General features: G+C 52.8%; 29 protein-coding genes and 1 pseudogene. 15 read left to right on the top strand and 15 right to left on the bottom strand.

The window, feature by feature from the left end; all coding sequences use genetic code 11:
* Positions 1 to 101: 101 nt before the first annotated feature.
* Positions 102 to 803, bottom strand: coding sequence for an MgtC/SapB family protein (locus AC1931_RS09205; protein ID WP_483876966.1), 702 nt, complete (start codon positions 801 to 803; stop codon positions 102 to 104).
* Positions 804 to 821: 18 nt separating this feature from the next.
* On the opposite strand from AC1931_RS09205, the gene AC1931_RS09200 reads away from it, so the two are divergent.
* Positions 822 to 1115 (top strand): hypothetical protein, encoded by a 294-nt coding sequence (locus AC1931_RS09200; protein ID WP_483876965.1) that lies wholly within the window; start codon positions 822 to 824, stop codon positions 1113 to 1115.
* A gap of 8 nt (positions 1116 to 1123) precedes the next feature.
* On the opposite strand, the gene AC1931_RS09195 is transcribed toward AC1931_RS09200, so the two are convergent.
* A complete protein-coding gene (locus AC1931_RS09195) occupies positions 1124 to 2146 on the bottom strand; it encodes an FAD:protein FMN transferase (RefSeq protein ID WP_483876964.1) in 1023 nt (340 codons plus the stop codon).
* A 2-nt stretch (positions 2147 to 2148) separates the two neighbouring features.
* The gene (locus AC1931_RS09190) at positions 2149 to 2703 is read right to left on the bottom strand and encodes an NADPH-dependent FMN reductase (protein WP_483876963.1); all 555 of its coding nucleotides are present in this window, start codon (positions 2701 to 2703) and stop codon (positions 2149 to 2151) included.
* Positions 2704 to 3025: 322 nt separating this feature from the next.
* On the opposite strand from AC1931_RS09190, the gene AC1931_RS09185 reads away from it, so the two are divergent.
* Both AC1931_RS09185 and AC1931_RS09180 read left to right on the top strand, forming a co-directional pair.
* Positions 3026 to 4816, top strand: a complete 1791-nt coding sequence (locus AC1931_RS09185) for a methyl-accepting chemotaxis protein (protein WP_483876962.1) — start codon at positions 3026 to 3028, stop codon at positions 4814 to 4816.
* A gap of 159 nt (positions 4817 to 4975) precedes the next feature.
* On the top strand, positions 4976 to 5251 hold the full coding sequence (locus AC1931_RS09180) for a YciI family protein (RefSeq protein ID WP_483876961.1): 276 nt from the start codon (positions 4976 to 4978) through the stop codon (positions 5249 to 5251).
* A gap of 85 nt (positions 5252 to 5336) precedes the next feature.
* On the opposite strand, the gene AC1931_RS09175 is transcribed toward AC1931_RS09180, so the two are convergent.
* Genes AC1931_RS09175 through AC1931_RS09165 form a run of 3 tightly spaced genes read right to left on the bottom strand, consistent with a single transcriptional unit; the run spans position 5337 to position 6707 of the window.
* Positions 5337 to 5858 (bottom strand): PaaI family thioesterase, encoded by a 522-nt coding sequence (locus tag AC1931_RS09175; protein ID WP_483876960.1) that lies wholly within the window; start codon positions 5856 to 5858, stop codon positions 5337 to 5339.
* Positions 5859 to 5883: 25 nt separating this feature from the next.
* The gene (locus AC1931_RS09170; protein ID WP_483876959.1) at positions 5884 to 6300 is read right to left on the bottom strand and encodes an acyl-CoA thioesterase; all 417 of its coding nucleotides are present in this window, start codon (positions 6298 to 6300) and stop codon (positions 5884 to 5886) included.
* Positions 6297 to 6707 (bottom strand): helix-turn-helix domain-containing protein, encoded by a 411-nt coding sequence (locus AC1931_RS09165; RefSeq protein ID WP_483876958.1) that lies wholly within the window; start codon positions 6705 to 6707, stop codon positions 6297 to 6299. Before AC1931_RS09165 ends, AC1931_RS09170 begins: the two co-directional genes overlap by 4 nt.
* Positions 6708 to 6956: 249 nt before the next feature.
* On the opposite strand from AC1931_RS09165, the gene AC1931_RS09160 reads away from it, so the two are divergent.
* The 4 genes from AC1931_RS09160 to AC1931_RS09145 all read left to right on the top strand — a co-directional run bounded on the left by AC1931_RS09160 (position 6957) and on the right by AC1931_RS09145 (position 11134).
* A complete protein-coding gene (locus AC1931_RS09160; protein ID WP_483876957.1) occupies positions 6957 to 8963 on the top strand; it encodes a heterodisulfide reductase-related iron-sulfur binding cluster in 2007 nt (668 codons plus the stop codon).
* Positions 8964 to 9047: 84 nt separating this feature from the next.
* The gene (locus AC1931_RS09155) at positions 9048 to 9821 is read left to right on the top strand and encodes an electron transfer flavoprotein subunit beta/FixA family protein (RefSeq protein WP_483876956.1); all 774 of its coding nucleotides are present in this window, start codon (positions 9048 to 9050) and stop codon (positions 9819 to 9821) included.
* Positions 9822 to 9831: 10 nt separating this feature from the next.
* Positions 9832 to 10755: an electron transfer flavoprotein subunit alpha/FixB family protein gene (locus tag AC1931_RS09150; protein ID WP_483876955.1), complete on the top strand. Its 924-nt coding sequence runs from the start codon at positions 9832 to 9834 to the stop codon at positions 10753 to 10755.
* 67 nt (positions 10756 to 10822) lie between these two features.
* Positions 10823 to 11134, top strand: a complete 312-nt coding sequence (locus tag AC1931_RS09145) for a hypothetical protein (RefSeq protein ID WP_483876954.1) — start codon at positions 10823 to 10825, stop codon at positions 11132 to 11134.
* Between the two features lie 156 nt (positions 11135 to 11290).
* On the opposite strand, the gene AC1931_RS09140 is transcribed toward AC1931_RS09145, so the two are convergent.
* The 4 genes from AC1931_RS09140 to AC1931_RS09125 form a co-directional block, all read right to left on the bottom strand.
* Positions 11291 to 12802, bottom strand: coding sequence for a tripartite tricarboxylate transporter permease (locus tag AC1931_RS09140; RefSeq protein WP_483876953.1), 1512 nt, complete (start codon positions 12800 to 12802; stop codon positions 11291 to 11293).
* Entirely contained in the window at positions 12802 to 13242 is a 441-nt protein-coding gene (locus AC1931_RS09135) for a tripartite tricarboxylate transporter TctB family protein (protein WP_483876952.1), read from the bottom strand. The genes AC1931_RS09140 and AC1931_RS09135 overlap by 1 nt, the downstream gene beginning before the upstream one ends.
* A gap of 79 nt (positions 13243 to 13321) precedes the next feature.
* Entirely contained in the window at positions 13322 to 14293 is a 972-nt protein-coding gene (locus AC1931_RS09130) for a Bug family tripartite tricarboxylate transporter substrate binding protein (protein ID WP_483876951.1), read from the bottom strand.
* Positions 14223 to 14594, bottom strand: a complete 372-nt coding sequence (locus AC1931_RS09125; RefSeq protein ID WP_483876950.1) for a hypothetical protein — start codon at positions 14592 to 14594, stop codon at positions 14223 to 14225. The genes AC1931_RS09130 and AC1931_RS09125 overlap by 71 nt, the downstream gene beginning before the upstream one ends.
* Between AC1931_RS09125 and AC1931_RS09120 the strand changes: the two genes are divergently transcribed.
* The 8 genes from AC1931_RS09120 to rsxE all read left to right on the top strand — a co-directional run bounded on the left by AC1931_RS09120 (position 14574) and on the right by rsxE (position 21969).
* Positions 14574 to 16184, top strand: coding sequence for an ATP-binding protein (locus AC1931_RS09120; protein WP_483876949.1), 1611 nt, complete (start codon positions 14574 to 14576; stop codon positions 16182 to 16184). The two genes, AC1931_RS09125 and AC1931_RS09120, sit on opposite strands and share 21 nt — an antisense overlap.
* Positions 16184 to 16882 (top strand): response regulator, encoded by a 699-nt coding sequence (locus AC1931_RS09115; protein WP_483876948.1) that lies wholly within the window; start codon positions 16184 to 16186, stop codon positions 16880 to 16882. The genes AC1931_RS09120 and AC1931_RS09115 overlap by 1 nt, the downstream gene beginning before the upstream one ends.
* Before the next feature lie 109 nt (positions 16883 to 16991).
* Positions 16992 to 17573, top strand: coding sequence for an electron transport complex subunit RsxA (gene rsxA, locus AC1931_RS09110; protein WP_483876947.1), 582 nt, complete (start codon positions 16992 to 16994; stop codon positions 17571 to 17573).
* Positions 17574 to 17592: 19 nt separating this feature from the next.
* Complete coding sequence (locus AC1931_RS09105) at positions 17593 to 18426, top strand: RnfABCDGE type electron transport complex subunit B (protein WP_483876946.1); 834 nt, start codon at positions 17593 to 17595, stop codon at positions 18424 to 18426.
* 40 nt (positions 18427 to 18466) lie between these two features.
* A complete protein-coding gene (gene rsxC, locus AC1931_RS09100) occupies positions 18467 to 19783 on the top strand; it encodes an electron transport complex subunit RsxC (protein WP_483876945.1) in 1317 nt (438 codons plus the stop codon).
* A gap of 1 nt (position 19784) precedes the next feature.
* Positions 19785 to 20786, top strand: a complete 1002-nt coding sequence (locus tag AC1931_RS09095; RefSeq protein WP_483876944.1) for an RnfABCDGE type electron transport complex subunit D — start codon at positions 19785 to 19787, stop codon at positions 20784 to 20786.
* On the top strand, positions 20783 to 21385 hold the full coding sequence (locus AC1931_RS09090; protein WP_483876943.1) for an RnfABCDGE type electron transport complex subunit G: 603 nt from the start codon (positions 20783 to 20785) through the stop codon (positions 21383 to 21385). Before AC1931_RS09095 ends, AC1931_RS09090 begins: the two co-directional genes overlap by 4 nt.
* Positions 21382 to 21969 carry an electron transport complex subunit RsxE gene (rsxE, locus tag AC1931_RS09085; RefSeq protein ID WP_483876942.1) on the top strand — a complete coding sequence of 196 codons (588 nt, stop codon included), beginning with the start codon at positions 21382 to 21384 and terminating at the stop codon, positions 21967 to 21969. Before AC1931_RS09090 ends, rsxE begins: the two co-directional genes overlap by 4 nt.
* Before the next feature lie 63 nt (positions 21970 to 22032).
* On the opposite strand, the gene AC1931_RS09080 is transcribed toward rsxE, so the two are convergent.
* The 5 genes and pseudogenes from AC1931_RS09080 to AC1931_RS09060 all read right to left on the bottom strand — a co-directional run.
* Complete coding sequence (locus AC1931_RS09080) at positions 22033 to 22482, bottom strand: ribose-5-phosphate isomerase (RefSeq protein WP_483876941.1); 450 nt, start codon at positions 22480 to 22482, stop codon at positions 22033 to 22035.
* 272 nt (positions 22483 to 22754) lie between these two features.
* A complete protein-coding gene (locus tag AC1931_RS09075) occupies positions 22755 to 23051 on the bottom strand; it encodes a hypothetical protein (RefSeq protein WP_483876940.1) in 297 nt (98 codons plus the stop codon).
* A gap of 86 nt (positions 23052 to 23137) precedes the next feature.
* Positions 23138 to 23617, bottom strand: a complete 480-nt coding sequence (locus AC1931_RS09070; protein WP_483876939.1) for a hypothetical protein — start codon at positions 23615 to 23617, stop codon at positions 23138 to 23140.
* Positions 23618 to 23712: 95 nt separating this feature from the next.
* A complete protein-coding gene (locus AC1931_RS09065; RefSeq protein ID WP_483876938.1) occupies positions 23713 to 24084 on the bottom strand; it encodes a hypothetical protein in 372 nt (123 codons plus the stop codon).
* Positions 24085 to 24378: 294 nt separating this feature from the next.
* A pseudogene (locus AC1931_RS09060) lies at positions 24379 to 24616 on the bottom strand (hypothetical protein); the annotation flags it as partial.

The following is a 24616-nucleotide window of genomic DNA, read 5'->3' as shown; positions in this document are numbered from 1 at the left end:
GGAAAGAGCCGCTTCCGGGCATTTAATTGCCGCTGGGTTGCTTCAGCATGCCTTTCTGGCTGGGAAAACTATTTCCCGCAGTTTTTATAAAGATTCTCAAATTATTTGTACAGGATTTTCTGTACTCCATCAATCCCCGAGATGATCTTAGACATTTCACGCCCAATGCGGGCTCTATGCTGGGTTAAAACCATGCGATAGACAATCTGATTTTTTTCGATATCCAGATCGGCTTCGATATCAGTCATACGTAAATTGTTCTCGCTGAACACCTGTTCAAGCTGGGGATACACATCCGGCACCGCCCTTGCCGTCACTGTAAGATGAAGATAACGGTTTTTTTTGATGCGCGGTTCCAATCTTTTGAGAACCAACAAGGAAAACAAGGAAACTGCAGTGCCGATAGTGCCGACGGTGAGCATCCCCATACCGTAAGCCATGCCGATACCGGCGACCATCCACAAACTAGCGGCCGTAGTCAAGCCGCGAACAATCAATCCTTCTTTGATAATCACCCCGGCGCCAAGAAAACCGATACCGGTGACAATCTGGGCCGCCACCCGACTCGGATCAAGCCTGACCACGCCCGTTCCCGGCAGGTCACCATATTTCAGAAAAAACGCCTCAGAGACGATCATCATCAGACAGGAACCGGCAGCAACCAGCAAGTGAGTGCGCAACCCCGCCGGGCGACCATGAACTTCTCGCTCCAGGCCAATAATTGCCCCGGCCACAGCAGCCAGAATAATCTTGACGAAGATAGCCAGCTCGTAATTCTCCAGCAGGGTTGAGTCAAAATACATAACTGCCTCAAATGGACAATGAGTAAGCAAACGGATCAAAGCTCTCCGGTAAAGAGCTCCACCAATAGCATATTTGCTGAACCTGTAAATAGAATTCTAACAACAAAAACGCTAGCAGCAAGGCATCTCAAGCTTAAATTGCTGGGATTGCCTGACTTAGGTTTCGTTATGCAGAAGAATCTCACAGCACCTGCTACTGATCATCCACCAGCGGCGGGGGCAGCCAAAAAATTATGGGTAGGTTTGGGTGCGAATACGCCGTTGATCCTCGAAAACCGACTAAAATTCCTGGTGAACTGCCTTCAATTATAGACAGATTTTCAAGGTTTTATCTGTTGCAACAGCGCCTGAAAAGCCGGGCTGGAGTAGCTAATCGTCTCCGGTTTGCTGTGAATGATAAAATACGCGGCAATCCGGTGTTCTTCGCAGAACATCTTTCCGCGTTTTTCCCCCATCACCATCAGCGCTGTTGCCAGTGCATCCGCCCGGACGGCAACAGGGTCAAGAACCGTTACTGAAGCAAGTTGATGTTGAATCGGCTGACCACTGGCCGGATCGATGGTATGAACATAACGCTGCCCATCTTCTTCGTAATAATTGCGATAATTCCCGGAGGTTGCCAGGGCGATATCCGTTAATGAAAATACCGTCGCGACTTCGCGAACCTCCTCCAACGGTGCTTCAATCGCAATGCGCCAGGGACTGCCGTCGCTGCGTACCCCCCTCATTTTCAGCTCGCCACCAATTTCTACCAGATACTGTTCGATCCCTTGCTGATCCAGGTAGTTCGCCAGAACATCGACGGCGTACCCTTTGGCAATAGCGGCGAAATCGATGTGTAGCTGCGGAATTTTTTTGCGGATCGCCGGAGGTTCCTGGCGCAGCTGCAGGTTTTCGTAACCGACAGCGGCAGCAATCTCGGCTATTTGCTCTGGAGAAGGGGGTAAGGACTCCGGCCGTACCGCGCCAAACCCCCAGAGATCGACCAGGGGCCCGACAGTGACATCAAAGGCACCATCAGTCAGACGGCTGACCTCCAGCGCCAGCGCAACCACCCGCGCGGTATCTTCACTGACAGAAAACCAGTCACTGCCGGACTGCTGATTAAAACGGGATATTTCCGATCCCGGATTATAGGTGGACATCAGCGCATTGATGCGTTCGAGGTGTCCCTCCAGCCCCTGCTTTATTGCTCTCGTATCAGCATCGACAGGCAGCAGGATAACTGACCAGGTCGTACCCATGGTCTCGCCGGAAAGATGGACATAGCGGTCAGCTCGGTTCTGCTGGCAAGCCACAACCACGAGGAGCAGCGCACCAATCAAAGAGGTCCGTAACAGCATCTTTAATGGTGGCTGACTTGACTGTGCCAGTCACGCAACGCTACCAGCAGCTCGCGGACCTGCTGCTGGGCCCGGCTATCAACCAGATTCCCCTGCTCGTCAAAACTGCCGCTGAATGCATGGCAGAATATTTCCGGTTTATTGAGGGGGTGCAGATTAAGGTAGACGCAAACCTGGCGCAGATGATACTGGGCCCTGGCGCCGCCCTGGCCACCACCCGAACTCATGATCGCCACCGGTTTGCCCGTCAACAGGCGATTGTCCGGTGCCCGCGACAACCAATCAAGGGCATTTTTAAGGGCCGGCGCCAACGAATAATTGTATTCCGGGCAGGCCAGCAACAGGGCATCGGCACCTTCAGTCTGGTTCATCAAGGTCAGCACCGATTCCGGTTTATCGTGCTGATGATCGGCGTTAAAAAAAGGAATTTCTCTCAGATCAGCTGTCTCAATCTGGATTCCCTCCGGCGCGCAACCCTGTGCCCAGCGCAGCAGCCCCCGGTTGGTCGACGCCTTACGCAAGCTTCCACAGATCCCCAATACGTTGAGCTTTTCCATCGTTGAATTTCCTCACCTTTGATGTTTGTCGTTTGCCATATTGTGGCGCAGTCACGAGTACGTATATTACCAAAAAAGCAACTTCAACCCTTTTTGTTAGCATAGAACAATGAGTTTGTGTTTATTTTTATGTTGACTTTCTCCTGTTTCTATAAGAATCTGGACCTCCAGGGAAAAATAACCCTGTTTTATTTTGGAGGGGACCCCGGCCAACTGATTAATATAGTAAAGCAGTCTTAGGCCGTATCACATAATTTATTCTGAAAATAAGCGCTGGGTCCCCGGTGCCAGTACCTCAAAACACCCATAATGAGGCTTCACCATGAATCTTTTTCGTGAGCTATACGTCTGGCTGGAAAAACGTTTCTTTTACAATCTGACCCTTAAGCTCTCCGGTAATATTGTTCTGTTGCTGGTATTGCAACTTATCCTGCTGGGAACTCTTTATCTGAATATCATCGGTCTGCGCGAACTCCTGGCCGGCAACAGCGTTCCACCGCCGGAACAGATTGCCAGGATTGCTGATCGAACCCTGTGGCAGGCGGCAAGCATAATCGGCGTATCAGCCATCGCCATGATCGGCTCTCTGTTGTTTCTGATCTATCTCGTTGTCCGTCCGGTACGCAAACTCAATCAGCAACTTTCAGCCATGAATACCGGCGATATGAATCTGACCGGCAAACTGTCGGCAGAAACCCACGATGAATTTCGTACTTTAGCGGAAAACTATAATAATTTCATATCACGTCTCAAAGAAACGGTCCTGAGTTTGCGGCGTATGGGAATCAATACGGCAGTGGGAGCCGCCACCGTGGTGTCACAGGCCAAGGAGGCTTCGAGCAAAGCCTGCGAACAGGGCGAGCTGTCGCGACTGGTGTTCGGTAACAGTCAGGTTGCTACCCAAACCCTTAATACTATTTCCGACAACACCCAGCAGATCGCCTCTTCTACCTCGGAGAATCTCGATTCCGCACGCCAAGCCATGAAGGAACTGCAGTCGGTCAACCAGAACATGGAAACCATGCTGACCCAGATTCACAAACATGACCTCTCCATCAAGGAGATGGGGGACAAATCCCGCGACATTCGGAAAATCATCTCGACTATTCAGGGGATATCATTCCAAACCGGGCTGCTCTCCCTTAACGCAGCCGTTGAAGCTGCCCGTGCCGGCCAGGCGGGCAAGGGATTTTCCGTTGTTGCCAGCGAAGTTAAAAAACTGGCTGAGCAAGCCAACCAGGCAAGCGAGCAGATTGCCGGACAAATTACCGACATGCTGACCAGCATCGACCGCGCCCTAAGCGAATCCAGGGCGATCAATGAAGCTGCCGGTCACACCATGAACGCTTCACGAACCGCCTATGACAGTTATGAAGGGATGATCAGAGACTTTGAGGAAAACCACAACCTGCTGACTCATATTACCGCTTCAGTAGAAGAGATCTCGGCAGCCAACATGCAGACCCATGAGCAGGTTGAAAACATCAATGAATTAAGCATGATCGTTGCCGAAAAGACCGACTCGTCTGAAGAGGTGGCTACTGATCTGCAGAAAACCAGTGAAGACCTGCAGGAACTGGTCTCCCGTTTTATTACCGGCGAAGGTCCTTTTGAGAAGGTTCTCAGCGCCGGACGACAGTTCCGGGAACAGGTCACTGAACACATTACAAATTTAGCGAAATCCGGAACCAATGTATTCGACACCTCTTACCAGCAGGTTCCTGATACCAAACCGGCTAAATACCGCACCAGCTACGATCAAGTTTTTGCCCAGCGGCTGCAGCCCCTTTGCGATCAAACCTTGCAGCAAGTTGCCTCCGGAATTTTTGCCATCTGTGTCGATACCAATGGATACGCGCCCACCCACAACAGTCAGTATACCAGACCGATTACGGGTGACCCCCATTTTGACACCCTCAACAGTCGCGACAAACGCCTCTTCAATGACAAAACCGGTCTGCGCAGCGCGCGCAACAGCGAAAGCTTTCTGCTCCAGACCTATATGCGTGATACGGGGGAAATTCTGTGTGATCTTTCCCTGCCGATCACCGTCAACGGCAGACACTGGGGAGGGGTGAGAATCGGCTTTGACCCGAAAATTTTATTGAAATAGATCCTCTGGCAGGGGCTAAAATGATGCTGCCCCTGTCACTGCCTGTAAAGAAGGGCCTCGGGGCCATAGAAAAGCGAAATCGTCTCACCCTTCCTCTGTGTTTATGCTAGTCTCGATTACCTAAAAAACCAATCACATCAAAAAAAATGGAGGCCAACCATGCTCTTTGTCATCCGTTGTATTGATAAAAAAGGCCATCTGGCTGTGCGGCAGAAAAATCGCCCCGCTCATGTTGAGTATTTAAAAAGTTTCGGCCCTCAGCTCTTTGCTGCCGGTCCACTGCTTGATGGGGATGAACAGATGTGCGGATCGGTGGTTATTCTTGATTTGCCCGATCGCCAGGCCGCGGAAAGCTTTGCCTCCGGCGATCCCTACGCCAGAGCCGGCCTGTTCGAGCAGGTGGCAATTGATCGCTGGAATAAGGTACTGCCCTAACGTCCTGATAATATATTTTTTCGGGCTGTATTTTGCTCCGTCGCAGCACAGGGTGCAGGACTCCCGCTCCGGCGTTGGACAGAGACTATATGACAATTGTTGAAGGGGTCTCGTCTTCGGGCACCACCCACGAGGTTTCTGTAAAATCAGCGGTGGTAATCTGGTCAATGCGGCGCTTCATGTATTTACCATGGGCTTCAACCGCAACGGTACCATCAGGCAGGTAAAGTTCTCCACTACCTTCAAACAGGCGCCCCTTGTTGGCGTCGATACGCCCTACCACCTTTAGCTCAACATCCAGAGGCACCGGTTGCCGGTAACGCACCTGCAGATCAAGGGTGATGCCGAAGGTCTGATGATCGTGATCGATCATAATCGCCCGCCCGATCACTTCATCCAGCACGGTGGCGGAAATACCGCCATGGGCAATGCCGGGATAACTCTGATGCTGGTTGTGCAGAGTAAAAAGAGCGATCAACTCCTTCGTTGTCGTTTCAAAAAACTGGGCCTTGATTCCCAGGGCGTTTTCCGTCCCACAAACCAGACATTCACGGGAAATCGGCTGCATGCCGACGATCTGATAGGTTGTGTTCTGTGTTTTGGTCACAAGAATCTCCTTACCCAGGACACGCTCACCCGGACGAACCACAGCGGGCAAAGGTTTCACGAATGTTGACAGGCAGTGCAGCTGGTTTTTTCGCCTGCGGATCATAGCTGACCATGACGGTTTTGGCCGTAGCGAAAACGCGACTGCCGCCATCATGGAGCAGATAGGTTAAGGTAAAGCTTGAATGTCTGAGCTGTTCAACCTTAAGGGTAATCTGCAGGCGGTCATTCAAGGTAATGGGCAGGCGATAGTCACATTCGGCGCGTACCACCAGAAACAGCAGGGGGCTGTCGAGAAAATCTCCGAAATATTCCTGAAACATCTTGACGCGAGCATGTTCTAGATAAGTGAAAAATAGTGCGTTATTGACATGGCCATAGGCATCGAGATCAGCAAAGCGAATTTCAATCGCGGTCGTATACTCAAAAGAGACAGCGCTCATTTCACTACCGGGACCCTTTCATTAAGAATACCCAGTATGCGGGATCGATAAGCCACGACTTCAGTTCTCAGAGAGGCCAGGCTTGCTATTTTCTTATCTACTTTAGCGATATGGGTATCGAGAATTTCAAGCAGCTTTGGCGTGATGGTGTGAAAATCCTGCTGATTGATATCAAAATTCTGCGCCAGCTCCTGCATCTCTTTGAGCGTGATGCCCAGCTCTTTGAGCTTGAGAATAAATTTCAGACGTAACACATCCTCCCGACCGTAGGTCCGGGTCCCGCCAACCCGCCGTTCCGGAGGTCCCATCAAGCCGATCTCCTCATAGTAACGGATTGTCCGGGTTGTAATTCCCAACCTGTTGGCCAACTCGCCAATCTGCACCAATTCTTTGTCGTTATTCTTCAAGAGAGTAACCTTTACGTTAGCTTTTCCACTTAATAACACCCTCGATTCAGGCTGTCAATCCCGCTCGAAAACTGTCCTGATGGGGTCTTTAATTGTTGAAATATGAATAGAATGCTGTTATTTTTTAAACTAACCTTTACGTTAAGGTAATATAAAGAAAATCACAAGGCGTTGACAGCAACTCTGATATATACTCTTTTTTATCGACATTGAGCAATACCAACACACCGTCTTTTTTTAAGGAACGCCATGGAGTATACACGCGAAATCTACTGGAATATCGGCCAGAGCCTGGGCACCCTGCTCCCGATGTACCTGCTGGCGCTAGCAGCTGTTGCCTTCCTCGGCTATCAGTTCTCACGACGCATCAAGACCTATCGGCTGGGACAGCCTCTGGGTCGCTTTGATCAGTGGCCCGTGCGTCTGGAGCATATGATCCGCGGCACGCTGCTGCAAACCAGGGTCATTTACCAGCGCCTTCCGGGTAGCGCCCATGCCCTGTTTTTCTGGGGTTTTTTGCTCCTGTTTATCGGTACCTTGCTGATCTTCATCCAGGCTGACCTGACAGACCCCCTGTTTGATGTTCGCTTTTTGACTGGCACCTTCTATCTGTTTTTTTCCCTGATTCTCGATATTGCCGGTGTGTTGGCCATTTTCATGCTGGCAGGGTTATTGATCCGACGCACTCTGGTTCGCCCTCCGGGGCTCGACAACATCAAGGATGACTGGATCATCCACGGCTTACTGGTGGCAATTCTGATCAGTGGTTTTATCATCGAAGGGGCGCGGATGGCGGTTACCGAACTTGGCACGCCCTTGGCTCTGTGGTCGCCCATCGGCCTGCTCGTTGCCAACCGTCTTGCCGGTTTTGAGGAGACGGCCCTGCGCAACCTGCATCAGATCACCTGGTGGGGGCATCTACTGTTGGCGATCCTTTTTATCGCCATTATCCCGCTAACCAAGTTGCGCCATCTGTTTACTACCAGTCTCAACTATTTTTTCTCCGATCTCGGTCCCAAGGGGATGCTGACCTCGGTGGATCTGGAAAACGAAGATGCCGAAAATTACGGTGCCGCAACGGTAATGGACTTGACCTGGAAGGATATCTTTGATGCCGATGCCTGCACCAGTTGCAAACGCTGTCAGGATCGCTGTCCGGCGTGGGCAACGGACAAACCCCTGTCGCCGATGAAACTGGTCAAGCAGATAGGTGAGGTCGCCTTCCAGCAACCCCAGGCCAATCTGGCGGAGACCCTTGAGCGGGATGTCCTCTGGTCCTGCACGACCTGCCTGGCTTGTCAGGAAAGCTGTCCCGCGGTCATCGAACACGTCCGCAAAATTGTCGATGTCAGGCGCAACCTGGTATTGATGGAAGGGGAATTCCCTGGTGACGAGGTGACCGCGGCGATGGAACATACCGAGGTCAACGGCAACCCTTTCGGTCTGGCGTTTGCCGGGCGTGGTGACTGGGCACAGGGATTACCGGCTGTGGATACAAACACCCAAAACCCTGACATTCTTTATTTCGTCGGTTGCTATGCTTCTTTTGACAAACGCAATCAAGCGGTCGCCAAAGCCTTCGTCACCCTCTGTGCTGCCGCCGGAGTTAAAGTCGCCATTCTCGGCAAAACCGAAAAATGCTGCGGCGAACCGATGCGCAAAATGGGAAACGAATATCTCTATCAAACCCTGGCCCGGGAAAACATCGAGAATATTGCCGCGACTTCCGCGCCGCAGATCGTCACCACCTGTCCCCATTGTTACAACACCCTGAATAAAGATTATCGTGAGCTCGGGTTGACTCTGCCGGTTCATCACTACACCGACTTTCTCGCCGGCCTGATCAACAGCGGCCTGCTGCAACTGCAGCCGGAACAGGCCGATTGCACCTATCATGATTCATGCTATCTGGGCCGGCATAACGATCTCTACCAGGCGCCGCGCGCGCTCCTGGCAGCTGCCGGGGCACAGTTGACAGAAATGAACAAGCACGGACAGGAGTCTTTCTGTTGCGGTGCCGGCGGTGGCCGGATACTTGCTGATGAAACCATTGGTAGCAGGATCAGCGAAGCACGTGCTGAAATGGCCGCAGCCACCGGCACCGGCACCCTGGTGTCGAGCTGCCCCTTTTGCCTGACCATGTTTGAAGACGGTATCAAGGGCGCCGACCTGAGTGATCAGCTTAAACCACTGGACCTGGCGGAATTGCTGCTGAGCCGACTACCTGCGGAGATGGCAATCAATAAAAAAGGGTGAAATCGGATGTTGGGTCTGCTTAACAACGGCTCTGGTCAAAGCGCGCAACCGGGTTCAGCCGCAATCAACATAGAGGAGTAACTTATGAAGATTCTTGTCTGCATCAAACAGGTTCCCGATATGGAATCTCGCTTCAAGGTCAACGCCGCAGGGACCTGGTATGACGACACTGACCTTGCCTGGCGCATGAATGAATACGATGAGTATGCGGTGGAACAAGCAGTACAATTGAAAGAACAGGTCGGGACGGCCGAGCTGACAGTCCTGTGTATCGGGCCGGAACGGGTCAAGGAAACCATCAAGAAAGCCCTGGCCATGGGCGCGGACAAAGGAGTGCATATTCTGGACTCCGACAGTCACCAACGTGACCCCATGACAATAGCTGCTGTCATTGCCGAATACGCCCGCCAACACACCTTTGACCTGATTTTTACCGGCATGCAATCCCAGGATCGCGGTAGCGCGCAGGTAGGGGTTCTGGTTGCCGAAATGCTCGGCCTGCCGAGCCTTACGACCCTGGTAGAATTCACCTGGAGTGACGGTAAAGTCATCGCCAAGCGGGAGCTGGAAGGGGGCTCCAGAGCACTGGTCAGTTGCAACAGTCCGGCACTGGTTACTTGTCAGTTGGGTCTGAACAAACCTCGCTATCCAACCCTTCCGAACATCATGAAGGCCAAGAAAAAAGAGCTGCTGACAGTCCCCCTTGCCGACTTCAAACCGGTGGAATCCCAGCAGCAAACCCTCGCTGTCACCCTGCCTGAAAAACGCAGCGGTGGCCTGATTATTGAGGGGGATCCGGCCGAACTGGCAGAAAAACTCCTCAAGATCATTAAAGATAAAACCACGGTCCTGGCGTAAGGAGACCACGATGAAGATACTTCTGGTTGGCGAATCTCGAGACGGTAAAACCCTGGGAACCTGTGCCGAACTGATTGAGTTCGCGTCCCGCCTGGGTGCTGAAGCGACCATGTTCCTGGTGGGCTCAAAAAATTCCCTGCCCAACTTTTCCGGAACCTTGTACCTGGCCGACAGCGCCGGCGTCGGTGATTTCAATCCTGACGGCCACAAAAAACTCCTGCTTGACGTGGTTGCCAAAGAGCAGCCGCAGATGATCGTGTTCCCCCACTCCTCCTACGGCTGGGATCTGGCACCACGCGTTGCTTTGCCCCTCAAGGCTGCCCAGGTTTCTGAAGTGGTTGATGTGACAGAGGGGACCCTGATCGTTCCCTGCTGTAACAGCAAACTGCGCCGCCAGGTTAAAGTCAAAACAGCCCTGACCGTAGTCACCTTGCAGGCCGGCGCATTTACCCCTCAAACCCCGGCGTCGGCAACGCCGCAAGTCATTGACCTGCCGGGGGTGGAACCGGGAACGATCAGCTTCAATGGTTATGAAGCGGCAGCAGCGGGGGGCGTCGATCTGTCAAAAGCCACGGTGATCGTCGGCGCCGGCAGGGGCATCGGCAAGCCGGAAAACCTAGGCATGATCGACGCTCTGGCTAAAGCACTGAAAGGCGAATATGCCGCCAGCCGGCCTGTCGTTGATGCCGAATGGGCTGAGCATAGTCGCCAGGTTGGCACCACCGGGCAGACCGTTGCACCAAAACTCTACGTTGCCTGCGGCATCTCCGGTGCGATCCAGCACCTGGCCGGCATGAAAAAATCGGAGTTTGTCATCGCCATCAACACCGACAAGGATGCTCCTATCGGCGAGGTCGCCGACGTACTTGCAGTCTGTGACCTGAAACAGCTGGTACCGCTGCTGACAGAGAAAATCAACGCTCAGCACTCCTGACGAGCGATGCCCGTAACCTTAAAACCGGTTACGGGCATCTGATCTTGTCTGCACTACGGAGCAGTTTATGATGATTGAACAGATATTCACCGATCTGCCGCAGAGCTATCAGTCCGGCATCGTCCGGGAACCAACCAGCATCTATTTTTCCATCGACGAAATCAAAAGAACGGTCTGGCTTTATCCGACGGAATGCAAAGTCGATCAGGGACGAACGACCGATGCGGCCGACTGTGTCTGCAAAACCAGCAAGGAGTTTTTTCTCAAGGTCTGGAACGATGATTACCGCCCGGGGCTCTCTGACTTTCTGGCCGGCAACATCAAAGCCAACCAGCCTGATATTCTTCGGCTGTTTCTGAAAGCCTGTGGTAAAAGCTGATCCTTCTGAGCAGTGCTGGCACCCGTATCTACTCAAGCGCTGTGATCCTGAAGAGAGCATCGCCACTAAAGTAAAACGGCTATCCACGAAGCTGATCGCGGATAGCCGTTTTTTGTCACCAACATCTTTTTGTTGAACAATCCCTGCCAGCGCTCGTCAATGCTGTTCGCTGTCGTTGTATGCACGGGCGCGGCGTAATGAACGGATCATCGGTACCAGTGCCGATAACGCTACCAGTCCCCACAGTACCATCACCAGGGGGGAAGCAAAGAGAATCCCCCAGTCACCGTTGGACAATGACAACGCCCGGCGCAGACTGGTTTCCATCATCGGCCCCAGCACCAGGGCGAGAATGACCGGCGCCAGAGGAAAATCGGTTTTGCGCATCAGATAACCAAGCAACCCGAAACCGGTCATCAACATCAGGTCAGTTATCGAACTGCTGGCGGCATAAATGGCGCCGTAGCTGATCATCGCCACTCCCGGCACCAGGATATAACGGGGAATCAACAGCACTTTAACAAACAGGCCGACCAGGGGAAGGTTGAGGATCAGCAGCATCACATTGCCGATATACATAGACGCGATCAGGGTCCAGAACATGTCACCATGCTGAGCGATAAACAACGGGCCGGGATTAAGGTTAAGGGCCAGCAGGGCGCCAAGAATCACCGCCGTGGTGCCGCTACCGGGCACCCCAAGGGTCAACATCGGAATAAGAGCACCTGACACCGCCGCATTGTTGGCCGATTCCGGTGCCGCTACCGCCCGGATGTCCCCCGTCCCGAAGGTTCCTTTTTTATCCGTCAGGCGCTGCTCGGTGGCATAGGCCATAAAGCTGGCGATAGTTGCCCCGGCTCCCGGCAGAACTCCAATCAAAAAGCCGATAACAGCAGAACGAATCATTCCCCACCAGCAGGAAACAAACTCCTTTGCCGTCACCATCACCCGACCCAGTTTGGTATTCAACTCAGTGACGCCCCGGGTCTGTTCGATCAGAAGAAAAACTTCGGAAATAGCAAACAGTCCGATGGTGACCACGGCAAAATCCAGCCCGTCATAAAAAGCCAGATGACCAAAGGTATAACGTGGAATTCCGGTTCCCGCATCGATGCCGATGGTCGCCAGCATCAGGCCGATACCGGTGGCCAGCAACCCTTTGATAAACTGCTTCCCGGACAAAGCTGACAGCATGGTAAAGGTAAACAGAATCAGCACGAAATATTCCGCCGGACCAAAGCGGATCGCCCATTTTGCCAGGACCGGGGCCAAAAACATCAAGCCGACAACCGCAACCGTCCCACCAATAAAGGAAGCGATAGCAGAAATTGCCAGAGCCGGGCCGGCGCGTCCACTTTTGGCCATGGGGTGACCATCGAGCGCCGTGGCAACCGACGACGGCGTTCCCGGCACATTGAGCAGGATGGTGCTGATGGAATTGCCATACTGGGCACCATAATAAATCCCGGCAAAGAGGATGAGCATCGACGTCGGATCAATTCCCATGGCGAAGGTAATGGGAATAAGAATCGCAATCCCGTTAATCGGACCGATGCCGGGGAGCATACCGATAACGGTCCCCGCCGTGACCCCGAGAAACACTACCAGCAGATTGAGGGGAATCAACGCACCGGAAAATCCCTGCATTAATGACTGAAAAGCATCCATCAGAACAACTCCTCAAAAAACGACCCGAGGGGCAGATACATATCCAGGGCCAGGACAAAAAGTGCGTAAAGGGCGATCGCGGCGATAATCCCGGTAACAACAGTTTTCCACCACGAGGCGCCATAGAGCTTCCCGTAAACAATGAATACGCCCATTGTCGCGATGATGAATCCGACAGATTCAATCACCAGCGCGTAAACCACCAGCACCGACAGGGCCAGAATCACCACCCGCCAGGCTCGTGCACTGGGCCAGACTCCGGCCATGTGCCGACCGAAGAACAGCACCAGGGTCAAGGGCACCATCAACAGGGCAACGGCCAGAGGAAAAACCCGTGCGCCCAGATGGTCGGTAAATCCAATCGGCACATAGGCCAGGGCCTGAAGCCCGAAAACCAGTGCCAGTACCAGCAACATAACAGCAACAATACGATCGCTCATGGTTCCGCTCTCTTCTCGTATTAGGCAGTTATCGGGTCCGCCCAAAAAGGGCCGGACCCGATATATCAACAATTCTGATTTATTGCCCCATACGGGCGAACAATTTTTCCAGCGATTTGACCTGATTCAGAACAAACTCATCCATTGCCGTTCCCGTGCGCTCAAAAGCGGCGAGTCCGTTCTGCTCACGCAGGGCTATGAACTTCTCGGATGCTGCCAGCTTTTTCATGGCATCACTCCAGTAAGCATATTCCTCATCTGTCACGCCCGCCGGCATATAAAAACCACGCCAGTTGGCGCCGATGACATCGTAACCAAGTTCTTTAGCTGTCGGCACATCGGCCAGCACTCCCGGCAGTCGCTCGTCACCAAGAACCGCGAGCACCTTGAGGCTGCCGGCTTCCAGTTGGGTCAGGGTCTCGCTGACGTCGCCGGTAAAGACATCGGCACGACCACCCATGATCTCGATAATCGCCGGACCACCACTGCTGAAACTGGTGTAACGGACTGACTTAAGATCCTGAACACCGGCTGCGTCGGCAAGCATCAGCATTTTCAGATGATCCCAGCCACCGACGGCGGAACCACCGACAAAACTCATCCCGGCGGGATTTTCTTTCAGGGCTGCGATCAGGTCATCCAGGGTCTGGAAACGACTTTTGGGGGATACGGCCACGATACCATAATCAGCACCCAGAGCCGCGACCCAGCGGACATCCGCAGCATCAAAGCCCTGGAACATCTTCTGCGCGAGACGGGTCGTTGTCGCCGTCGATGCGGCTACCAGGAGATTGGCGTTACCCTTCTGCTGACCAACCACATGAGCGTAAGCGACGCCACCACCGGCACCCGGCATATTCTGGGTGCGGATCCGCCCTTTGACCAGGTCCAGGTCGGAGAGAATCGGCGCCATATTGCGGCAGGTGAAATCCCAGCCACCGCCCGGATCAGAAGGGGCAATACACAGAACGTTACGCGGCTCAAACGCCATCGCCGACTGCTGAATGAACAAAAACGCACAGACCAGAACCAGAGCTTTTAAATACTTCATCACGATCTCCTTTATAGGCTGGGGAACAAGGAATACGGACAATGCCGCAGTCCGCCAAAAACAGTGTTTGATTTTCTTTTGTCATTGTAGCCCACCAAAGCAACTTGTAAAGAATTCCACCATAATGATTTTTTGTTTCATAAGGACTATTCTGTTCATTTTGTTCATGCAACAATGTCAGCCTGATCCATCGCTGTAGCATTCGTTGTTTCGGCAGATTGGCGGCTTCATACCAGCGCAATAGCATTTCCGAACAAAAAACCGGGAGCGAGAACCATCTATGCAGCTGCGCCTGTCCCAACTATTCTCCAGCCTGCAAAGCCGCATGATTCTGCTTGTGTGTCTGCTGGTCCTACCGCTGACCCTGATTGTCGGTGGATTCCACACCCTGATTATCGGCAATGTACTGGAAGATGAAATCGGCAAACGGGCGCTGCAGGCCGCCAGAATGATCGCCCAGCTGCCCCAGGTAAAAGAACAGGTAGTCGCATCCGATCCGGAAGCGGTACTGCAGAAACTGGCGGAAAATCTGCGCCAGGAGACAGGTGCTGAATTTATTGTGATCGGTAATCGCGACAGCATCCGCTTTTCCCACCCTATGCCTGATCGTCTCGGCAAGGAAATGGTCGGCGGCGACAACGACCGGGCCCTTGAACAGGGGGAGTTTTATGTTTCGCGCGCAGTTGGCACGCTGGGGCCTTCCATCCGGGGCAAGGCACCGATTATTAACCAGGCCGGTGAGATCATCGGTATTGTGTCGGTTGGCTATCTTCTGGATGATGTTGAAAACATCGTCCTGATGCATCGTCTGCGTGCGGTGGGAATGGTCAGTCTCCTGATGTTCCTGGGCATCCTTGGCGCGATCACCATTGCGCGGCGATTCAAAAAGGCGATTTTCAATCTCGAACCGGAACAGATTGCCCATCTTTTTACTGAGCGGGATACCATCATCCAATCGATCCGCGAAGGCATTGTTGCCATCGATCGCGATGCTGCCGTAACGGTTGTCAACCAGCAGGCACTGGAAATTCTAGGCAAGAAGGACAAGCAGGAGGTCCTGCAGCATCACATTCGTGACGTCTTACCGGGAGCTAAACTGAGTAAAATTCTTGACGGCGGCGAGCAACGGGTCGACCAGGAGTTGATGGTAGGAACCCGTGCCCTGATTATCAACACGGTACCAATGATTGAAAATGATGCCATTTGCGGGGCTGTAGCCAGCTTCAGAAGCAAGGATGAGATTGACACGTTGGCGCGCCAACTCTCCCAGGTCAAGGAATACTCCCAGATGCTGCGCGCGCAAACCCATGAATATTCCAATAAACTTCATACCATCGCCGGACTCATCCAGACCGGTCATGCCCAACAGGCTCTGGAGCTGATCAGCCGGGAATCCGCCGGCTATCAGGGATTGATCGCCTTTTTGGCGCGAGCAGTGCCGCATCCGATTCTGGCCGCATTTCTGATCGGCAAATACAACCACGCCAAGGAGTTGCGTATCGATTTCACCATCGACCCGGAGAGTCAGCTGATCGACGTTCCAGCCTCCCTCAATCGGGAAAAAACCATCACCATTCTCGGCAACCTGATCGATAATGCCTTCGATGCGGCCCTCATCCACACCCGTCCGCCCCGGGTGAGGCTGACAATGACCGATATCGGCAACGATCTGGTTTTTGAAATCGAGGACTCAGGTGCCGGCGTCCCGGCTGCATTGACCAATGATATATTTATGCGCGGATTCACCACCAAAAGCAACGACAGGGGTCAGGGCTTGTATCTTGCAAAACTTGCCCTGGCCGACCTGGCCGGGCAGATGACCATCTCCGATAGTGACCTGGGCGGGGCGATGTTCAGTGTTTTCATCCCAAAAGAAAAGGATAGTCATTGATGCCGCTACAAATTCTCATTGTTGATGATGATCCCCAGATTGCCGAAATTCACCGCCACTTCACTGAAAAACTGGAAGGTTTCTGTGTTTGCGGCATTGCCGGCAATCTCGACGATGCAGAAAAAATGAGTGACCTGCTGAAACCGGACCTGATTCTGCTTGATCTGTACTTTCCTGAAGGCAAGGGCACTGAAATTCTCTGGAACCTGCGTGCCCGTCACCAGGCCACCGATGTTATTCTGATTACCGCAGCCAAGGAACTTGAACCGCTGCAGGAAGCTATCCATGGCGGCGTTTTCGATTATATCCTCAAACCGGTCATGTTTCAGCGCTTCAAAGAAGCCCTTGAACGGTTTCGTGAATACCGTCTGCGTATGACTGCTGAAGCAACCCTGGATCAACACACTGTCGATCGCCTGCTGCATCCCTACAAAAGTGCCACCGCCGGCGAGCCGATCCACCCGAAGGGAATTGACGCCCTGACCCTGAAAAAAATCCAGGCGGTTTTTGTTCAACCTCACCCCCAGGGCTTAAGTGCTGAAGAGGTTGCCGCGCTGATCGGCGCCGGACGCACCACAGCCAGGCGTTATCTCGAGTATCTGGTGGCTCATAACGAGCTGACCACCGAACTGGTGTATGGAACCGTCGGTCGTCCGGAGCGCCGTTATTTCAAGCAGCAGACCCGTCCGTCAACCTGATCCTGACCCGTCCGACGAACAGCGTTTGGTTAAATCTCTTTGACAAAACCGGGGCCTCCATTCATGATGGTGTGCCGTCTCGGTTGTTATGTCTACGGGAGTGTCGCTTATGGTTTCCCTCATCCTGATTCTTGTCAGTGCCGTTTTTGTCAATAATTTTGTACTGGCGCGATTTCTCGGCATCTGCCCGTTTCTTGGCGTTTCCAAAAAAGTCGAGACCTCTATCGGTATGGGGATGGCTGTTATCTTTGTTATGGCGGTTGCATCCGTCGTCACCTGGTTCATTCAATATTTCGTTCTCGCCCCCTTTAACCTTGATTATCTGCAAACCATTGCGTTTATTCTGGTCATCGCGGCACTGGTGCAACTGGTGGAGATGATTGTCCAGAAAACCAGTCCGGTCCTTTATCAATCGTTAGGCATCTTTCTGCCGCTGATCACCACCAATTGTGCCGTTCTCGGGGTTGCAGTTCTTAACATTCAGACTTCCTACTCGTTTATTGAATCGCTGGTCTTTGCCATTGGCGCGGGGATCGGTTTTACCCTGGCCATGGTGCTGTTTGCCGGACTGCGCGAACGCATCGACCTGTGCCCGGTTCCTGATGCCTTTCGCGGTACCGCCATCGCCCTGATCACCGCCGGGTTGCTGTCGCTGGCGTTTATGGGCTTTGCGGGACTGGTGAAAATGTAATGAGAAAAGGAATAAGCTGATGCTTGCAGCCGTAGCCTGCCTGGGTGGCATCGGCCTGGTCGCCGCCACCGCTCTCGGGATCGCCGCCAAAAAGTTTGCCGTCGAGGTCGACCCCAGGGAAGCAGCCATTCTGGCCGCATTACCGGGAGTCAACTGCGGCGCCTGTGGCGAACCAGGCTGTTCCGGCTACGCCCGGGCAGTGGCCGAAGGGCGGCTGGCTCCGAATCTGTGCCCACCGGGCGGACAGCAGACAGCAGAAGCGCTGGCGGCTATTCTAGGTGTCAAGATCACGGTTAAAGAGCCGGCGGTCGCTGTGGTGATCTGTCAGGGCGGGGACGATCTGGCCCGACAGAAATATCATTATCTGGGACTTGAGGACTGTAATGCCGCGCAAAAGCTGGCCGGTGGCCCCAAATCCTGTCCCGGTGGCTGCCTTGGGCTTGGCTCCTGCGTGCGCGCCTGCCTGTTTGGTGCGATCACGATAACTCCGGAACATCTCGCTGTTATTGATCGTGACAAATGTACCGGCTGCGAGCAGTGCCTCAAAACCTGTCCCCGCCAGGTGATCATCATGGCACCCAAGGCGGTGACCACCCACGTATTGTGCAACAGCCACGACAAGGGGGCCGAGGTACGAAAATACTGTCAGGTCGGCTGTATCGGTTGCAACATCTGTAAAAAAACCGTCCCGGAGGCTTATACCATCGATAACTTTCTTGCCCGGGTCAATTATGCTCAGGCAGACAGTGCGGCCCTGGCGATTGCCAAATGTCCGATGAAATGTATCCGCGATCTGGCTGACAACGGCGAGGCAAAAGATCCGGACCCGGAAGCAACGTCATCAGCAGAGTAGAGTTCGGCAGGTTTTAACCGCCTTAAAAAAGTGTCAAAACATGAAGCTACCAACATTCCCCGGCGGGATTCATCCCCCCGACAACAAAGCAACCACGGCCACCAGGACAATTGTTAGCTGCCCGCTGCCGGACGAGCTGATAGTTCCCATGCTGCAACATATCGGTGCACCGGCAGAATGTTGTGTCTCGGTTGGTCAACAGGTTGCCAAAGGGGAGCAGATCGGTGCTGCCGTCGGCCCGGTGTCGGTACCGATCCACGCCCCGACCTCGGGCGAAGTGATTGCCATTGAAGCCCGTCCCCATCCGGTCGGGCGCTCTTTACCCGCCGTCGTTATTCGCCCGGATGGCGCTGAGCGCTGGCATGAAGGTTTACAGGCAAACGACCCGGACAGCCTGAACCCTGACCAGTTATGCCAGTTGTTGCAACAGGCAGGGATTGTTGGCCTCGGCGGCGCCACGTTTCCGACCCATATCAAGTTATCACCCCCTGCTTATCGCCCGATCAGCGCCCTGATTATCAACGGGGTGGAATGTGAACCCTACCTGACCGGCGACCACCGCCTGATGCTGGAAGAAGGCCCCACCATTGTTGATGGGATTCTGATTCTGCGCAAAATTCTTGGCGTTGACCGGGTGATTCTCGCCATCGAAGACAACAAACCTGATGCCATCGACGCCATGCGCAAGCTGTGCGCCGGTACACCGATCAAGGTTCAACCACTGCCGGTGAAATACCCGCAAGGAGCCGAGAAACAGCTGATCGAAGCGATCACCGGTCGCCAGGTTCCCAGCGGCAAGTTACCAATGGATTGTGGTGCGGTTGTCCAGAATGTCGGCACCGCAGCTGCCGTCAGCACGGCTGTGCGCCATGGCCGCCCCCTGGTGGAACGGATAACAACGGTTACCGGGGCGGGAATTCGCACACCCAACAACCTCAGGGTCGTCATCGGCACCCCCCTGACTCATCTGATTGAGCAATGCGGCGGCTTTAGTGATGACCCGGGGAAAATCATTCTGGGCGGGCCAATGATGGGCAGCTCCCAGATATCCCTGGAGGCTCCCGTGATTCGTGGCACCTCCGGGCTGTTGGTGCTACGTCACCAGGATATCTCAATTAAAAAGCCTGGCCCCTGCATACGCTGCGGTCAGTGCGTTAAAGTGTGCCCAATCCATCTGCAGCCGACGGTCATTGCCCTCTGTGCGCGGCTCGGTCTGGTAGAAAAAGCCGACGCCTATAATGCCCTTGACTGCATCGAATGTGGCTGTTGTACCTACCAGTGTCCGGCCACCCTGCCCCTGGTCCAATCGATTCGTGAAATCAAGGGGGCGATTATGGAAGCCAAAAGGAAACATTGACGTGGACAAAGCCCTGTATATTTCCTCATCACCTCACATCCACAGTGGTGTCACCACCGACAAAATCATGCGGCTGGTAATTTATGCGCTCCTGCCGGCGATTGCGGTTGCGGTGGTATTTTTTGGTCTGCCGGCCCTCAAGGTACTATTGATCTGTACCCTCGGCTGCGTTGCCTGTGAGGCGCTGTGCTGCAAGCTGATGAAGCAGCCGCTTTCCATCGGTGATGGGTCGGCCGCCCTGACCGGAATCCTGCTGGCCCTCAACCTGCCGCCCTCCAGTCCCTGGTGGATGGCCCTGCTGGGCGCGGCTATCGCTATTGTCATCGCTAAAATGATCTTTGGTGGTCTCGGCTATAACCCCTTTAATCCGGCCCTGGTGGCCCGCGTTGTCCTGCTCATCTCTTTCCCCGTCCAGATGACCAGTTGGACCGCCCCGGCACCATTAAGTATGGGGTTTGATGCGGTCAGTAGTGCTACCCCCTTAGGTGAAATGAAGTCGGCGGTGATGCTCACCGGCCAATTGCCCGAGATGGCTACCAGTGGCTTTGACCGCTACTTTTACGGACTGATGGCAGGGAGCCTGGGGGAGGTATCGGCACTGGTACTGCTGCTGGGAGGCCTCTTTCTTATTTTTAAGCGAGTAATTAGCTGGCACATTCCGGTCAGCTTTATCGGCAGTGTCGTGGTCATGGCCGGCATCTTCTGGCTGATTGACCCGACCCGCTACCCCAGCCCGCTGTTCCACCTGCTGACCGGGGGCCTGATGCTGGGCGTCTTTTTCATGGCTACCGATATGGTCACATCCCCCATTACGGCAAGAGGAATGCTGATTTTCGGCTGTGGTTGTGGTCTGCTGACTGTGCTGATCCGCCTGTTCGGCGGCTACCCGGAAGGGGTTTCCTTCGCCATTCTGCTGATGAACGCGACCACTCCATTGATCGATCGCTATACCAGGGCGGAAATCTATGGGGGCCACAACCATGAGGCCGGGGGGATGCAATGAAGGAATTTTCGCGCCTGCTCATTGCCCTGACCCTGATTGCCGCCATTTCCGGCGCCATCCTCGCCGCGGTTGAAAGCGTGACCCGCGAACCGATTGCCGAACAGCGCCGGCTGCAGATGCTGCGGGCCTTAAGTGCCGTACTGCCGGAATTCGATAACAGCCCTGACACCGATACCCTGACCATCACCACCGGCAGCGACCGTCAGGGCCGGCCAGTCGATACGATTTTTTATCGGGGACGTAAAGACCAGCAACTGGTTGGAACCGCCTTTCAAGTTGTGGCATCCGACGGTTACAGTGGCAACATTACAGTGATGGTTGGTGTACGCCCCGATCACCGTGTCCATGCTATCGAAATTCTCACCCATTCGGAAACACCCGGCCTTGGGGATAAAATCAGCGAGCCCTGGTACAAGGCGCTGTTTGTCGACAAGACCCTTGACAGCAATGATTGGCGAGTAAAAAAAGACGGGGGAGACTTCGATCAACTGACCGGTGCCACGATCTCTTCCAGGGCAGTGGTCGGGGCGGTGCGAACCGGGCTGGAACTTTACCGTGAGCATGAGGATAAAATCATCGCACAGGGGGATAACCCATGAGCCTGACAACTGATTTCAAGCGCGGGATCTGGAAGGAAAATGCCGTTTTTAAACTCCTGCTGGGAATGTGTCCGGTGCTGGCGGTTACCACCAGTGCTGAAAACGGCCTCGGCATGGGGCTGGCCACGGCCTTTGTGCTGGTTTGTTCCAACGCCGTCGTTGCCCTCTTTCGCCATCTGATCCCCGCCAAGGTCAGAATTCCCTGCTTTGTCCTGATTATTGCCTCCTTTGTTACCGTGGTGCAACTGGCGATGGAGGCTTATACCTACGATCTATTTCAGGCGTTAGGCATCTTTATTCCCCTGATTGTCTGTAACTGCCTGATTCTGGGACGTGCTGAAGCCTTTGCCTCAAAAAATCCGGTCAGCAATGCTGTTGCCGACGGCCTTGGCATGGGGGCCGGATTTACCCTGGTCCTCTTTATCCTGGGTGGCATTCGTGAACTGTTCGGCGCCGGTGAGTTTCTTGGATTCAGTGTTTTCGGGGCCGGCTATCAACCGGTCATCCTGATGATTCTGCCGCCCGGCGCCTTTATCACCCTGGGATTGCTGCTGGCGCTGATGAACAAGGTGGAAAAGCGGTAGGGGAGATGAACAGTTTTATGGCGACGCTGGCCAGGCGGTTCTGTTGCCTGCTTCTATCTCATGTTATGTGCCGCCATTCGATTCGTAAGTTGTTAGTTTATCTATGCGCCGCTGGTGCCTTCCGCCTTCAAAGTCTGAGGTCAACCAGGCATCAACTATCTTGAGACCGACTTCCTGAGAAACCACCCGGCCGCCAAGCGCAATCACATTGGCGTTGTTGTGCTGTTTCGCAAGACGTGCACTCCCCTCGCTCCAGCACAGGGCGCACCTGACACCCTTTACTTTATTCGCCGCGATCGCCTCTCCGTTGCCGCTTCCTCCAAACACGATAGCTAAATCGGCATTCTGAGCAGATACACATTCGGCAGCAGGGATGACGTAATCGGGATAATCAACCGATTCTTCGTTCTCGGCACCGAAATCTACGACGTCATAGCCCAACCTTATAAGGTGAGCCTTGACCGCCTCCTTTAGCCGATATCCTGCGTGGTCCGTGCCCAGTGCGATCTTCATATCTGCGAGTTAACTCCAGGTTGGGATGATTCGTATCTCATACATGTCTACATGTCGCTGGCTGGATCAAACCACGCTCAAGGCAGATAACGCCAGCCATAAGCGGCAGCGATGAACGGCTTGAACACCGCCGAAGTTTTCCGAAACCGGCAAAAGTTTTTTCCGTCAGGTTGTTCATTATGTCTGGAATTGTGAAAGAGCGAGTTGACTAAAAGCCTAAAGACATTGGTTTGTTAGGAGGTTTTATTGCGCCAAATGTTCAAACAATTAGCTTAAACTTTTTTCTTGGACTGGATGAATTTATTTTCTGATATTTCACTCGTAATTTCACCAAAGCTGAAATCCCTACTGTTTGAAATGATGTCGACCAATTGTTCATTCTGTTTGGCAATTTTTTCTACTGCTATTGCAGTTCGTTTAGAGGATTTATGAATTGAAAAGACCATTACGGGAATCAGAAAATATAGAAAGATGTAGAAAATGACGAGAAAAATGATAATAACGCCCACCGCTGAACCGGCTATTCCTCCCAAAAGCACGAGGAAATCGTCTGCTGCCATGCCTGACATATTACCACCTCCAAATTTATATTAATTTTCACGCCTAACGCCAAGCTCACCCGACGCAAAGCGATCGGTTGCAGCGGGTGGTTAAGCTATTTTATGGCCTTTATTAATTCTTTTATAAAACGTTCCCATTCACCTTCATCTTTTAATATGAACATCCTATTTCTTCCAAATATCCGCCTTCCTTTTTCAACATTGCGATAATAATCCTCGTATAGTGTAACGTAAAAATACTCTAAGCCTTTTTCATTCAAATATTTTTTATATTTCAAGTACTTACTTTCAACATCGCTATAAAATCCAGACACTTTAACTTCAATTGCTGCACGCCCAAAGACAAGATCAACCTTCGCTTTTCCAATAATTGCCTCTTGTTCTTTAAATTCGCAAAAGATCTTTTCTTTTATTAATTCTTTTTCAATAGCATAGCGAACCGTTTGCTCAAAAATCCAACCATCCAATCCTAAAATTTTTCTTGGTGCACTTTTGACGATTTTTAAAGATGCGAGTAGTTTTGTCGCTTCTTCTTGCGCCTCTATAAATTGATCTTCGATTTTTTTATTTGTCATTTTATATGCTTAACGTTTGCGTGAGGGCCGCACAAAAGCGTAGCTTTTGAGCGTCCCAATGAGCGAAGCGAATGACTCGATGCACTTGTTATGTGTCACTCTCGCGGTTCACTCCAACGGTCTACTTTTCCGTTGTAAAAATTGACTACTCCACCATTTTGGTAATGCCAAAATGCAATATTGCCTCCATCTACCCTCTGTGGCTCGCCTAGTATTTTTCGCACATCACTTGGATTCATGCCTGTGGTTAGCTTTCTCCAATTCGAAATTGATTTCCAACCATCACTTGAGGTTACAACATCTTGGGCAACGGCTGGATTACTAAGCAAAGACTCTAGTTTCGAGATTCGAAGCTTTAGCTCCTGAACATCTTTTTCTAACTGGTCAATTCGATCACTATCATCTGCATACGCGTTGAAGGCGATAAATAACGATAGAAATCCAATTATGGTAATAGTTTTAATCATGGGCTCCCTCTCCTACACATAACGGTTCGCGATAAGCGGTGGCGGCGCGAAGAAACGGCCTACTCCCACAATTTGATTTTGTTTTTCGGGAAGCACCCAGCCCCATTCCATTCGCTTGATTTGCTTGTTAGATATTTTCCGTAGCCCACTCCAAATATGAAACAGTTCGACCAGGGATATTTGATGGAATTTCCTTGACGTATTTTGCTCCTAGGTTTTTGAATCATGGGCTCCGGCTACAGATGGGGTCGGACCAAGATATCCCCCTGAAACTTAAGAGAAAACGCCCCGTGATTACCCGGTTTTCACCCCTATAGGTCTATTTTTAGAGGTAAAATCGGTGCCATATGGCTCTTGCGCTTCGCGCAGCATGAAAGCATCGCCCACCAGGACGACCTTTCGCCTCTTGGCCCGCAAGCCCAGCAGTTCCTTGGTCTTCTGCACGAACGCGGCACTGCCGACGGCGATACTTCGGCTCCACACCTCTTCCCGTTGCTGCCGGTTCGAGGCCAGGGCTGCTTCAATCCATTCT

Source organism: Pelovirga sp. C15f (assembly GCF_057178085.1).
This window is presented reverse-complemented; position numbering and strand designations above follow the sequence as displayed.

Excerpts from the sequence above, each read along its gene's own strand:
- AC1931_RS09205 (WP_483876966.1), bottom strand. The coding sequence starts at position 803 with ATGTATTTTGACTCAACCCTGCTGGAGAATTACGAGCTGGCTATCTTC.
- AC1931_RS09200 (WP_483876965.1), top strand. The coding sequence starts at position 822 with ATGAGTAAGCAAACGGATCAAAGCTCTCCGGTAAAGAGCTCCACCAAT.
- AC1931_RS09195 (WP_483876964.1), bottom strand. The coding sequence starts at position 2,146 with ATGCTGTTACGGACCTCTTTGATTGGTGCGCTGCTCCTCGTGGTTGTG.
- AC1931_RS09190 (WP_483876963.1), bottom strand. The coding sequence starts at position 2,703 with ATGGAAAAGCTCAACGTATTGGGGATCTGTGGAAGCTTGCGTAAGGCG.
- AC1931_RS09185 (WP_483876962.1), top strand. The coding sequence starts at position 3,026 with ATGAATCTTTTTCGTGAGCTATACGTCTGGCTGGAAAAACGTTTCTTT.
- AC1931_RS09180 (WP_483876961.1), top strand. The coding sequence starts at position 4,976 with ATGCTCTTTGTCATCCGTTGTATTGATAAAAAAGGCCATCTGGCTGTG.
- AC1931_RS09170 (WP_483876959.1), bottom strand. The coding sequence starts at position 6,300 with ATGAGCGCTGTCTCTTTTGAGTATACGACCGCGATTGAAATTCGCTTT.
- AC1931_RS09160 (WP_483876957.1), top strand. The coding sequence starts at position 6,957 with ATGGAGTATACACGCGAAATCTACTGGAATATCGGCCAGAGCCTGGGC.
- AC1931_RS09155 (WP_483876956.1), top strand. The coding sequence starts at position 9,048 with ATGAAGATTCTTGTCTGCATCAAACAGGTTCCCGATATGGAATCTCGC.
- AC1931_RS09150 (WP_483876955.1), top strand. The coding sequence starts at position 9,832 with ATGAAGATACTTCTGGTTGGCGAATCTCGAGACGGTAAAACCCTGGGA.
- AC1931_RS09145 (WP_483876954.1), top strand. The coding sequence starts at position 10,823 with ATGATGATTGAACAGATATTCACCGATCTGCCGCAGAGCTATCAGTCC.
- AC1931_RS09140 (WP_483876953.1), bottom strand. The coding sequence starts at position 12,802 with ATGGATGCTTTTCAGTCATTAATGCAGGGATTTTCCGGTGCGTTGATT.
- AC1931_RS09135 (WP_483876952.1), bottom strand. The coding sequence starts at position 13,242 with ATGAGCGATCGTATTGTTGCTGTTATGTTGCTGGTACTGGCACTGGTT.
- AC1931_RS09130 (WP_483876951.1), bottom strand. The coding sequence starts at position 14,293 with ATGAAGTATTTAAAAGCTCTGGTTCTGGTCTGTGCGTTTTTGTTCATT.
- AC1931_RS09120 (WP_483876949.1), top strand. The coding sequence starts at position 14,574 with ATGCAGCTGCGCCTGTCCCAACTATTCTCCAGCCTGCAAAGCCGCATG.
- AC1931_RS09115 (WP_483876948.1), top strand. The coding sequence starts at position 16,184 with ATGCCGCTACAAATTCTCATTGTTGATGATGATCCCCAGATTGCCGAA.
- rsxA (WP_483876947.1), top strand. The coding sequence starts at position 16,992 with ATGGTTTCCCTCATCCTGATTCTTGTCAGTGCCGTTTTTGTCAATAAT.
- AC1931_RS09105 (WP_483876946.1), top strand. The coding sequence starts at position 17,593 with ATGCTTGCAGCCGTAGCCTGCCTGGGTGGCATCGGCCTGGTCGCCGCC.
- rsxC (WP_483876945.1), top strand. The coding sequence starts at position 18,467 with ATGAAGCTACCAACATTCCCCGGCGGGATTCATCCCCCCGACAACAAA.
- AC1931_RS09090 (WP_483876943.1), top strand. The coding sequence starts at position 20,783 with ATGAAGGAATTTTCGCGCCTGCTCATTGCCCTGACCCTGATTGCCGCC.
- rsxE (WP_483876942.1), top strand. The coding sequence starts at position 21,382 with ATGAGCCTGACAACTGATTTCAAGCGCGGGATCTGGAAGGAAAATGCC.
- AC1931_RS09080 (WP_483876941.1), bottom strand. The coding sequence starts at position 22,482 with ATGAAGATCGCACTGGGCACGGACCACGCAGGATATCGGCTAAAGGAG.
- AC1931_RS09075 (WP_483876940.1), bottom strand. The coding sequence starts at position 23,051 with ATGTCAGGCATGGCAGCAGACGATTTCCTCGTGCTTTTGGGAGGAATA.
- AC1931_RS09070 (WP_483876939.1), bottom strand. The coding sequence starts at position 23,617 with ATGACAAATAAAAAAATCGAAGATCAATTTATAGAGGCGCAAGAAGAA.
- AC1931_RS09065 (WP_483876938.1), bottom strand. The coding sequence starts at position 24,084 with ATGATTAAAACTATTACCATAATTGGATTTCTATCGTTATTTATCGCC.